11 protein-coding genes are annotated in these 11,332 nt (G+C 62.1%); 1 reads left to right on the top strand and 10 read right to left on the bottom strand.

The genetic code is table 11. The features are described from left to right. The first annotated feature begins 286 nt into the window (after positions 1-286). On the top strand, positions 287-1,231 hold the full coding sequence (locus tag DWX58_RS14540; protein WP_158579306.1) for an AEC family transporter: 945 nt from the start codon (positions 287-289) through the stop codon (positions 1,229-1,231). 78 nt (positions 1,232-1,309) lie between these two features. Here DWX58_RS14540 and DWX58_RS14535 read toward each other — a convergent pair whose 3' ends face one another. The 10 genes from DWX58_RS14535 to mscL form a co-directional block, all read right to left on the bottom strand. Further along, entirely contained in the window at positions 1,310-1,981 is a 672-nt protein-coding gene (locus DWX58_RS14535; protein WP_118645174.1) for a hypothetical protein, read from the bottom strand. A gap of 9 nt (positions 1,982-1,990) precedes the next feature. Next, the gene (locus tag DWX58_RS14530; RefSeq protein ID WP_118645171.1) at positions 1,991-2,848 is read right to left on the bottom strand and encodes a fumarylacetoacetate hydrolase family protein; all 858 of its coding nucleotides are present in this window, start codon (positions 2,846-2,848) and stop codon (positions 1,991-1,993) included. A 37-nt stretch (positions 2,849-2,885) separates the two neighbouring features. Further along, positions 2,886-3,662, bottom strand: coding sequence for a TSUP family transporter (locus DWX58_RS14525; RefSeq protein ID WP_199648863.1), 777 nt, complete (start codon positions 3,660-3,662; stop codon positions 2,886-2,888). Between the two features lie 209 nt (positions 3,663-3,871). Then, entirely contained in the window at positions 3,872-5,671 is a 1,800-nt protein-coding gene (aspS, locus tag DWX58_RS14520) for an aspartate--tRNA ligase (RefSeq protein WP_118645168.1), read from the bottom strand. 141 nt (positions 5,672-5,812) lie between these two features. Beyond that, entirely contained in the window at positions 5,813-7,189 is a 1,377-nt protein-coding gene (gene hisS, locus DWX58_RS14515; RefSeq protein ID WP_118645165.1) for a histidine--tRNA ligase, read from the bottom strand. A gap of 969 nt (positions 7,190-8,158) precedes the next feature. Beyond that, the gene (locus DWX58_RS14510) at positions 8,159-8,575 is read right to left on the bottom strand and encodes a methylglyoxal synthase (RefSeq protein ID WP_118645162.1); all 417 of its coding nucleotides are present in this window, start codon (positions 8,573-8,575) and stop codon (positions 8,159-8,161) included. A gap of 52 nt (positions 8,576-8,627) precedes the next feature. Continuing rightward, positions 8,628-9,362: an AAA family ATPase gene (locus tag DWX58_RS14505; RefSeq protein ID WP_118645159.1), complete on the bottom strand. Its 735-nt coding sequence runs from the start codon at positions 9,360-9,362 to the stop codon at positions 8,628-8,630. 232 nt (positions 9,363-9,594) lie between these two features. Continuing rightward, complete coding sequence (gene rsmG, locus DWX58_RS14500) at positions 9,595-10,308, bottom strand: 16S rRNA (guanine(527)-N(7))-methyltransferase RsmG (RefSeq protein ID WP_118645156.1); 714 nt, start codon at positions 10,306-10,308, stop codon at positions 9,595-9,597. 3 nt (positions 10,309-10,311) lie between these two features. Further along, positions 10,312-10,656: a hypothetical protein gene (locus DWX58_RS14495; protein WP_118645153.1), complete on the bottom strand. Its 345-nt coding sequence runs from the start codon at positions 10,654-10,656 to the stop codon at positions 10,312-10,314. 49 nt (positions 10,657-10,705) lie between these two features. Then, positions 10,706-11,092, bottom strand: a complete 387-nt coding sequence (gene mscL, locus DWX58_RS14490; RefSeq protein ID WP_118645150.1) for a large-conductance mechanosensitive channel protein MscL — start codon at positions 11,090-11,092, stop codon at positions 10,706-10,708. Positions 11,093-11,332: the final 240 nt, after the last annotated feature.

Raw genomic sequence — 11,332 nt, 5'->3', positions numbered from 1 at the left:
CGGGAGGAGGGCAGCGGCCAGACCCGCCGTCCCAAGCCCGCGGCCCCCAAGGCCCCCGCGCCCCAGGGAGAGCGCAGCGGAGAGGGCGCGCCCAGCGGAGAGAAGCGGCCCCGCCGCCGTCGCCGCCGTTCCCGTGGGGGAGGCGGCCCCAAGCCCCAGGCCCCCGCGGCAGAATAATACCCTTTGAATGACCGGGGCCCCGGCGGCGAAAGCTGTTCTGGGGCCCCTTTGCCCTCTCCCTCTGGCGGGAGGGAGGGGAGCCTGCAAGGAGAGAGGAAGTGCGGCCATGGAGGGGTTTTTCAACGCCCTGTCCGCCTCGCTGGTGCTGCTCATGCTCATGTCGGTGGGCTACTTCATGGGCAGGCTGGGCTGGATGACCCAGCGGGAGAAAAATTTTATCAGCAAGTACGTGGTGAACATCGCCGTCCCCTGCAACTGTGTGGCCGGGCTTTTGAACAATCTGGACCACGACAGCCTGGCCCAGGCGGCGCTGATGGTGGTGTCCGGCGTGCTGGGTGTGGGAGCCACCCTGCTCATCTCCCTGGCTCTGGCCGCTCTGCTGCGGCTGCCCCGGGAGCGGTGGGGCGTCTTTGTGGCCATGGCGGCCTTCTCCAACACCCTCTTTATCGGCATCCCCGTGTCCACCCAGCTCTTTGGGGAGGCCTGCATGCCCTATCTCATGCTCTACTACCTGTCCAACACCATCTACGTCCAGTCGGTGGGCCTGCTGCTGGTGGAGCACGCCGGCACCAAGCCCGGAGGAAAGACCACCCTGAAGAGCTTCCTCAAGGACCTCTTCTCCAAGCCACCCATTGTGGCGGTGCTGTTCACCCTGCTGCTGCTGGTGCTGGACCTGCGCCTGCCCCAGCCGGTGATGAAGTTTGCCGGGTACGTCAGCGACTCGGTGTCCCCCCTGGCGCTGCTCTACTGCGGCTTTATCATCTATGAGGTGGGGCTTAGAAATCTGCGGCTCATGAAGGGCCTGCCCACCATGCTGGTGATGCGGCTGGCCATTTCTCCTCTCATCTGCATGGCCTTCTGCCACCTGTTCGGCATGACCGGCCTGCCCCGGGATGTGTTTATTGTGGAATCCGCCCTCCCGGTGGTCAGCCAGGTGACGGTGATGGCCGGGGCCTTTGGGGCCGACGAGCAGTACGCCGCCACCGGCGCTACCCTGTCCACCCTGGCCAGCTTCATTTCCATCCCCATCCTCATGCTGGTCATCGGCTGAGCATCCCTCCGTACATAAATAAAAAACCGGCGAAACGGCCTTGGATGGTGTTGTCCCAGGCGGCTTCGCCGGTTTTGTTTATGCTTTTTGTCGGCTGGACTCCAGAAAGTCACGAAGGTGGTCCATCAGGGTGGTCCAGGCCTCCGGCTCCCGCCCCACGTGGGAGACATCCATGCCCAGGGTTTGGTAAAAGGCCAGATCCTCCTGCGACCAGGGGTGGGGTGCGCTCTCCGGCCACGTCCAGCCCTCCGCCTGGGCCCGGAGGAGACAGATGCTCCAGGGCTCCCGGCCCGCCTGGAGGAGGTGCCAGGTGATGCAGTCGGTAAAGAGCAGAAAGTCGGTCTTTTGAAGCTGCACCTCCAGCTGCCCATTCAGGCGCCCCTCCCGGTCCCGGAGTTTCAGGGGAAGATATTGCTCCACCTGTCCTTCGGGGGAGAGGGCGAGCTGGGGGCGCTTGGCCTCCACCGTTACAAGGGGGGGCTGCGGGGCCTCGTAGGTGTAGTGCCGGGGGACCACAATCAGGTCCTGAAGACCGCCCGGGGCGGCGTAGATCTCCGTATTGTGGAGGAGGGAGGACCGCTTGTTGTCGTAGACGGGCACCACCATCCGGTCCGGGGGACACAGCGGGCGGAGCACCTGCTCCAGAAGGGGATAGCAGTAGGGCTCCCGCCGGGCGCTGCGGTGGATGTGGATAAGTTCCTGGCGGAACTGCTGCCAGGGGTAGGGCTGGCAGGCCTGTAAGCACTCCATGGCTGACCGTCAGCAGAAGGTGTTTTCCAGGGTGCCGATGCCCTCAATGGTGACGGCCACCTTGTCCCCCGGGCGGAGCCACTGCTTCTGGTCCGCAGGATAGCCGTGCATGACCCCCTGGGGGGTGCCGGTGAAGATCAGGTCCCCGGGCAGGAGGGTAAAGTGGCGGGACAGGTCGGCGATGATCTCGGCCAGGGAGAAGATCATGTCGCTGGTGTTGGAGTTCTGGCGCAGCTCCCCGTTGACGGTGGAGGAGATGGCCAGGTTCTGGGGGTCCAGCTCTCCGGCGGGAACCAGACAGGGGCCCACCGGACCGAAGCCGTCCAGGGTTTTGGACAGCAGCCACTGGTTCCCCCGGGCAAACTGAAGGTCTCGGGTGGACAGGTCGTTGCCGCAGGTGTAGCCGTAGACGTAGTCCAAAGCTTCCTCCGGGGAGACGTTCCGGGCGGGTTTTCCCATTACAGATACCAATTCTGCCTCATAATCATACTCTTTGTAATCACCAGGAAGGCGAATGCAGTCCCCGTGGGCGGCCAGAGCGTTCTCAAACTTGTTGAACAGCACCGGGGCAGGGGGGAGGGGGAGGTTGCACTCCTTGGCGTGCTGACGGTAGTTGAGGCCGATGCACAGAATCTTGGAGCAGCGGGTAACCACCGGAGCCAGGGGGGCGGTGGTGAAGCACTGGGCGCCCTCACCAAGGGCATTCAGGGCCGCCAGGCCCTCCGCGCCCTGAGCAATGGCCTCCTCCATGGTGGCGGGGACAGGGAGCCCCCGGCGGGCCCCCTCGGCGGCCGCGTCCACAATACCGCTCTGGGTCATAAGCCCCAGGGTCGGGGCGTTGTCCTTCCAGAATTGAACCAGCTTCATGGTATATTCCTCCTGACAAAATAGAGTGGGGATGGCGTCAGCCGGTCACCAGGTCAAAGACCAGGCGGATAACCAGCAGGGTGAGAACCACAAAAAACATGGGCCGGATGACCCGGGCGCCATTTTTCAGGGCCAGACCGGAGCCGATGTAATTGCCCGCAATGCCGCACAGGGCGGCGGGGATGCCAACTGCCCAGACCACCTCACCGGCCAGGGCGAAGGTGATGAGGGAGGCCACATTGGAGGCCGCATTGGCCACTTTGGTGTTGCCCGAGGCAGTGAGCAGATCAAACTTGCAAATGCCGGTGAAGGCCAGCATCAGAAAGGTGCCGGTGCCGGGGCCAAAAAATCCATCGTAGGTGCCCAGGGCGATTCCAATGGCCAGCACCATGGCGACGAGCTGCCGGGTGGAGAACCGGCTGGAGCCGTTCTCCTGGCCGAACTCACCCTTGAACAGCAGGAACAGGGCCATGACGGGGACCACAATGAGCATGAGGTAGTAGAGATAGCGCTCGGGCATAATCAGATTCAGCTGCACCCCCAGCCAGGCTCCGGCCAGAGCGCCAACCCCGCCGAACAGGGCGCTGGGAAGGTGAATCCGCCCCTGTTTGAAAAAGCGGTAGGTGGACAGCAGGGTGCCGAAGGTGTTGCCGCACTTGTTGGTGGCGGAGGCCGCATGGGGGGGCAGACCGGCCAGCAGATAGGCGGGCAGGGTAATGAGGCCTCCTCCGCCGGCCACCGCATCCACGATGCCGCCGAGAAAGACCAGGGGACAGACAATGAGCAGAGTTTCCAACAGCTGTTGGGGCGGCATAACAGTTCCCTCCGAAATCAAAATCTCCCCAGCCGCATCACAGGCGCGCCAGAATGAAAAAGGGGAGCGTGGAATGTGGACGCTAATTTTCAAAAAAACAGGAGGAGAACCCCGTTTTGGCGGTTCTCCTCCTGCCTGTTTCAACGACAGAGGCAAAACGAAGTTTTGCACAAAGCTTTTTTGCCTACTTTTTTCTCGAAAAAAGTAGGTTATTCCTGGGGCTCGTCCTGCTCCTTGCGGGTGACGGCAATAGACAAATCGTCCAGTTGCTTGTCATCCACAAAGTCGGGGCAGGCCATCATCAAGTCGGAGGCGTTCTGTACCTTGGGGAAGGCGATGACGTCCCGGATGGAGCTGGCGCCGGCCATGAGCATGCACAGACGATCCAGGCCGTAGGCCAGGCCGCCGTGGGGAGGCGCACCGAACTTGAAGGCGCCCACCAGGTGGCCGAAGCGCTCCTGAATGTCCTCCTCGGAGATGCCCAGGGCCTGGAAGGCCTTCTCCTGCATCTCGGGGGTGTTAATGCGGATGGAGCCGCCGCCCAGCTCGGTGCCGTTCAGGACAATGTCGTAGGCACGGGCGCGGCAGTTGGCCTTGTCGGAGAGAATCTTGTCCTCGTCCTCCACCATGGGGGCGGTGAAGGGGTGGTGCATGGCCTGATAACGGCCCTCCTCCTCGCTCCACTCGAACATGGGGAACTCGGTGACCCACAGGAACTTGAAGTCCATGGGGTCCAGAATGTCCAGCTGGCGGGCCACCTCGCAGCGCAGGGCGCCCAGGGCAACCCACACCACGGTGTTCTTCTCGTCGCCCACGATGAGGACAAGGTCGCCGTCCTTGGCACCGGCCCGGTCCAGAATGGCCTTGTTCTCCTCCTCAGTGAGGAACTTGGCGTAGGAGGAGGTCATCTGGCCGTCCACCAGACGGGCCCAGGCCAGACCCTTGGCCTTGTAGGTCTTGACGAAGTCCACCAGCTTGTCGATCTTCTTCCGGGGGAAGTCACCGGCGTGGCCGTTGACGTTGATGAGGCGCACGGAGCCGCCCGCCTGAACGGGACCGGAGAACACGCCGAAGCCGCAGTCCTTCACGATGTCGCTGATGTCCTTCAGCTCAAAGCCGAAGCGCAGGTCGGGCTTGTCGGAGCCGAAGCGGTCCATAGCCTCCTGCCAGGGCATACGCTGGAAGGGGGTCTGCACGTCCACATCCAGGACCTCCTTGAAGACCCGCTTCAGGAAGCCCTCCTGGATGGACATAATGTCGTCCTCGTTGACGAAGGACATCTCCAGGTCGATCTGGGTGAACTCGGGCTGACGGTCAGCACGCAGGTCCTCGTCCCGGAAGCAGCGGGCAATCTGGAAGTAACGGTCAAAGCCGGAGAGCATCAGCAGCTGCTTGTACTGCTGGGGGGACTGGGGCAGGGCATAGAACTTGCCCGGATGGACGCGGGAGGGCACCAGATAGTCCCGGGCGCCCTCGGGGGTGGACTTGGTGAGGACGGGAGTCTCGATCTCCAGGAAGCCCTGCTCGTCGAAGTAGTCCCGGGCGATCTTGGTGATCTTGTGGCGGGTGGCAATGGCGTGCTGCATCTCGGGGCGGCGCAGGTCCAGATAGCGGTACTTCAGGCGCAGCATGTCGTTGGCCTTGGAGTGCTCCACAATCTCAAAGGGCGGGGTGTCGGACTTGGCCAGCAGGCGCAGCTCGGTCACATACACCTCCACATCGCCGGTGGCGATCTTGTTGGTCTTGCTCTCGCGCTCCCGGACGGTGCCCACCGCGGCCACCACGAACTCGGCGCGCAGGGAGGCCGCCTTCTCAAAGATGGCCTTGTCGGTGCTGTCGTCGAAGGACAGCTGGATGAGGCCGGTGCGGTCCCGCAGGTCCACAAAGATGAGGCCGCCCAGGTCCCGCTGCCGCTGTACCCAGCCGCACAGGGACACGGTCTTGCCCGCGTCGCTCAGTCGAAGGTCTCCGCAGTAATGGCTGCGGTGGAAACCCTGAAGATTATCCACAAAAATCAACTCCAGTTTGTATTATTGAATCAAAATATTCCAAATTGAAATGGAATTATCGAAAATATTGCCCCAAATACCGTTGGGTGGGCGCAGAGGCGAAGCGGCAGCTTCGCACAAAGTTCTTTGCCCAGCTTTCTTTCAAGAAAGCTGGTCGCCCTTGTCGAGGATGGGGGTGCCCTGGTTGAGCTCCACCAGGCCGGACTGGATGAGGGTCACGGCCTCGGCGGGGGAGACCTTCACCTGCTCACCGGAGCGCATGTTCTTCACGGCGCACACGCCGGCTGCGATCTCCTCCTCGCCCAGGAAGATGACGTAGGGCACGCCCAGCTTGTCGGCGTAGGACATCTTCTGCTTGAACTTCTTCTGCTCGCCGTAGATCTGCACCCGGACGCCCTGGCTGCGCAGGGTGGTGGCCAGGGAGATGGCGGGGGCCATGTCCTCGGTCATGGGCAGGATGAGGGCGTCGGCGGGAGCGGTGTTCAGGCTGCTGTTCAGGTAGCCCTGGTCCTCCAGCACGAAGAACAGGCGGGTGAGGCCGATGGAGATGCCCACGCCGGGCAGCTGCTTCTCGGTGTAGTACTCGGCCAGGTTGTCGTACCGGCCGCCGGAGCAGATGGAACCGATCTCGGGGTGATCCAGCATGGTGGTCTCGTAGACGGTGCCGGTGTAGTAGTCCAGGCCGCGGGCGATGGTCAGGTCCACGGCGAAGTGGTCCTCAGGCACGCCGAAGGCGGCCAGGTTCTTGGCCACGGCGTTCAGCTCGTCCAGGCCCTCGTCGAAGAGGGGGTGACGGCCGCGGTAGCCCTCCAGGGCGGAGAGCACCTCCTGGTTGGAGCCGGTAATGGCGATGAAGTTCATAATCTCAGCGGCCTGCTGGGCGGTGAGGCCGATCTCCTCGCCCATGAGGAGTTCCTTCACCTGGGGGGCGCCGATCTTCTCCAGCTTGTCCACCGTGCGCATGATGAGGCCGGCGCGGTGGGTCAGGTCCAGCATGGCGTAGAAGCCGTTGAGCACCTTGCGGTTGTTCACCCGGATCTGGAAGCGCTTCAGGCCCAGGGAGGTGAAGGTGCGGTAGATGATGGCGGGAATCTCGGCGTCGTTGGAGATGTCCAGCTTGCCGTCGCCGATGATGTCAATGTCGGCCTGGTAGAACTCGCGGAAGCGGCCGCGCTGGGCGCGCTCGCCCCGGTAGACCTTGCCGATCTGGAAGCGGCGGAAGGGGAAGGCCAGGTTGGCGTAGTTGAGGGCCACGTACTTGGCCAGGGGTACGGTCAGGTCAAAGCGGAGGGACAGGTCGCTGTCGCCCTTGGTGAAGCGGTAGATCTGCTTCTCGGTCTCACCGCCGCCCTTGGCCAGCAGCACCTCGCTGGCCTCGATGAGGGGGGTGTCCAGGGGGGTGAAGCCGTAGAGGGAGAAGGACTCCCGGATGATGGCGGCCATGCGGTCAAACTGAATCTGTCGGGCGGGGAGAAGCTCCATGAAGCCGGACAGGGTACGAGGCTGAACAATACTCATAAGAAAAGCAATCCTTTCTGAATTGGTTTTTTGGTTGTGCGGCGGAGAGCACAGCACCTCCGCGGCGGCATAGGGCCGCTTCCTTTCATGTTCCTTCCCCTCAGGGAAGGTGGTGCTTGTGGAAACACACAGGAATGACCAACATCAGAAAAACTCCTTTCTTCCCACCCCGCTTTCTTGAAAGAAAGCTTGGCAAAGAACTTTGCGGGAAACTTCGTTTCCCTTCTGCGCCCGTTTTCTGTTTTTAAGAGTGACTGCATGCGGTCGAGCCGCGCCGCAGAGCTGGTTCGTAAAGAAAATGAGCGGTGCAGTCATTTGGCTGAGCCCTCCGCGAGGGCAGAAACGAAGGCGCGACGCCTCTTGTAGAAGCCAATAGGAATTCAGTTGAGCCTTAGCGGCAGCGGTTGGCGCACAGACACCAATCCTGGGCTTTTCCCGCGCCGGTTGGATTTTTTCCACCTTCTTGGTGGCTCTCCCGTAAAATCAAAGGGGGTCCGGGGGAGGCGGCATAAAAACACGGAGTGTTTTTCCAGACGCCGTCCCCCGGCGGTTTTTTGGTTCCTTTTGCACCGCTGCAAAAGGAACTCGCCCGGGGGCGAAATATCTTTTTGATATTGTTCCCAGCTGTTTGGTGAGAACGTCCACCGGACAAAGACAATTCTATCCCAACCCGGTACTTGAGAAAAAAAGAGCGCTCTCATCCCATCATTGGGACGAGAGCGCGAACACGCTTCGTGGTGCCACCCAATTTCAGGCGCTTCACGCGCCCCTTTCGCCTTCTGTTGCGGGAAGGAGACCGCACCCGTCTCCGGGCCCGCTGCTGACGCTGTCTTCCTCCGGGCCATTTCCCCAAACCCCTTTCAGCCGAGGGGGGTTCTCTCTGTTGGGCGGTAACCGGGCTACTCATGCGCCGTCACGGCGGTGTGGATGGACTTAATGCTACCCCAAAAAGGGGAAAAAGTCAAGTCCTCACAGGGAGAAGGGGACCCGGTTGGGGTTCATCACCTCGCGCCAGTCCAGATCGCCCCGGGCCAGGCCGTGGATCAGAAGCTCGGCGGTGGCCACGTTGGTGGCCATGGGGACGGAGTGCTGGTCGCACAGGCGGGAAATGTAGAGGATGTCCTTGTCCATTTCGTTGTCCAGGGGGGAGTTGAAGAACAGCACCATGTCGATTTCGTTGTAGACAATGCGCTGGCCGATCTGCTCAATGCCGCCGTGTTCATGGGACAAAAACAGGCTGACGGGCAGTCCGGTGGCCTCGGCAACCATGCGGCCGGTGGCGTTGGTGGCGCAGACGGTATGCTTGGACAATACGCCGCAGTAGGCGGTGCAGAACTGAACCATCAAATCCTGTTTCTTGGTATGGCTCATCAGTGCGATATTCACGGTGGCATTACCTCCTTTATATAAGTACCTATGGCCCGAAGGCCGGGAACATTCATCGGATTCGCATAATGGGGACCTGGCGGCCCTCCAGCCGCTGGGCGATGTTCCAGCAGGCCAGGGTGGCGCCCTTCCGCTCCAGGGTGGCCAGGGGGATGCCCCGGTTGGCGGCCAGCATGACCCTGGGGTCCTCGGGGACCACACCCATGAGGGGCAGTCCGGCGGTATCCATGGCGTCGTCAATGGTGGTGCGCAGCTTGTGCAGCAGCTTGGGCTGGATGCGGTTCATCACCAGATGGACCTGCCCCAACCCCGCCAGAGCCAGCACCGTGCGCTGGGCATCCCGCAGGGAGGAGGCGTCGCTGGTGGCCACCACCAGGGCGCGGTCAGCACCGCAGGCGGCCATGCGGAACCCTACACCCAAACCGGCGGGGGAGTCGATGAGAATGGCGTCATAGAGACTGCGGGCAGTGTCCAGCAGGGCGCGGACCTTGCCGGCGGTAAGCCCGCTGGGCAGAGACATGGGCGCGGTAAGCAAAGAAAGACCGGGCAGTTCGGGATGGTTTACCGCGGCGCGGGCCAGGGGGCAGTAGCCCATGGCCACGTCGGTAAAGTCCATCAGCGCCCGGTCGCTCAGGCCCAGGGAGATGTCCAGATTGCGAAGGCCAATGTCCATGTCAATGCACAAGACCCTGCGCCCCATCAGGGCCAGGGAGGCGGCTACGCCGCCGGTGATGGAGGTCTTTCCGGTCCCTCCCTTTCCGGAGGTAACTGTGATTACTACACCCATGAAAAGCCTCCTCACTTACCAACTAAAAGTTTACCACAAATTTGGTGGCCGTCAATGGCTTTTTTGTAAATAGCGCCAAAAAAGTCACAAATACGCAAAAAAATCTTCCAACAATTTTGGATTTTCAACCAAAATTGGCGGGGAATGGGTTTCGGAATGTTTTTCCTGTCCCCGGCAGAACCTGGAAGTATGTGCCAGGAACTGGAACTGCCCCCTTTGGGCAGAGAACCCCTTACAGGGGTTCCTTCTGAATTTTGGCCCAACGCCGGGGATAGCCCTTTAACGTAGGGGCCACCTTGTCCACCAGGACCACCCGGTGGGTGACGTCGGTGCCGGGGATGGTGTAGTCCACCGTCTCCCGCACCCGGCCGCCCATAAACTTCACGGCGTGGGCGGCGCCCTCCAGCTCGGGGCCGGACTCCACCGACTTCATGGCCAGAAACTGGCCCCCCACCTTTACATAGGGGAGGCACAGCTCGCTCAAAAGCCGCAGATCGGCCACCGCCCGGGCGGAGGCAAAGTCAAAGCTGTCCCGGAAGCCCTTTACCTGGGCCTGCTCCTCGGCCCGGGCGTGGATGGCCTCTACGCCCTCCAGACCCAGCCGCTGAGCCACCTCGTTGAGCCAGTTGACCCGCTTTCCCAGGGCGTCCAGCAGGGTGACCTTCAGGGAGGGCACCAGAATTTTCAGGGCCAGGCCGGGAAAGCCCGCCCCGGTACCCACGTCAATGAGGGTTTTCCCCTGAAAATCGGCATAGCGGAGCAGGGCGGCGCAGTCCAGCATGTGGAGCCGCGCCACGCCGTCCTCCTCCCGGATGGCGGTGAGGTTCATCACCTGATTTTTTTCCAGCAGCAGCCGGCCGTACTCCGCCAGCTGAGCGGGGGCCTGGGCAGGCACCTGGGCGGTGAGCCCCAGCTCCTCCAGCCCCTGGGCGATCAATGCTTCCATGGCTCAGCCTCCGAAATTGGACATAAGGCCGGCCAGCCCCACCGGCAGGGTGGCGGCGGCCAGTACCCAGCACGTCAGGGCCAGCAGGATAGCGGGCAGCTTCCCGGGGTTGCCCGTGGAGCGCCAGCTCACCAGGGCCAGCGCCCCCAGGCCGATAAGGCCGGGCACGGTGAGCAGGGGAGCCAGATTGCCCAGCATGGTGCCGGTATAGAAGTAGTAGGTGGTGAGGGCCAGGAAAATGAGCACGTAACATAGGGCAATCCAGGCCAGGGTGCGCTTCACCGGGGAGGCGGGGACGTAGCCCTTTTCCTCCTCCCGGTCCTCGGGGGGATTGGTGTGGTGTGACATAGTCGCTCCTTTTTGTTTGGTTCCCCTGTGGAGCAGGGGAGGGGGGAGGTCAGGACTTCTCCTTCAGCAGGTCCCGGATCTCCATGAGCAGCTTCTCCTCGTTGGAGGGGGCGGGGGGCGCCTTGGGGGCCTCCGCCTTTTTCCGGTGGAAACGGTTGACTGCCTTGATGATGCAGAACACCGCAAAGGCCATGATGAGGAAGTTGAGGACCGCCTCAAGGAAATTGCCGTAGGCGATCTGGGCCTCCCCCAGGGTGAGGGTCAGATCGGCGAAGGACACCCGGCCCACCAGAATGCCCAGCAGGGGCATGAGGATGTCGTTGGTGAGGGAGTCGGCGATGGCCTTGAAGGCGCCGCCGATGATGACGCCCACCGCCATGTCCAGCACGTTGCCTCGGGCGATGAAGGTCTTGAATTCGGAAATGAACGCGCGCATGTTGTTCTCCTTGTTCCTGCAGCGGTTTTTTGGACCGCCGGAGGAGCTCCCGCCTCCCTTGGAAAAAACCGTGTCCCGAAACCCTTGGGCCCCAAGGGTTTCGGGCGAATTCCGTTCTGGAGCGATTTTCAGAGGGCAAAATGACCCTGAGACCGATCCAAGGAGCCGGAAACGGCTGGAGACGGGAGTATTATTTTGATAAAATATTACGATTTGTTATCGCGGAGCCCAAAGTGGACA

The organism is Pseudoflavonifractor sp. AF19-9AC (assembly GCF_003478995.1).
GTDB lineage: Bacteria > Bacillota > Clostridia > Oscillospirales > Oscillospiraceae > Lawsonibacter.
Note: the sequence above shows the minus strand (reverse complement) of the source record. Positions and strands in the feature narration are given on the sequence as shown.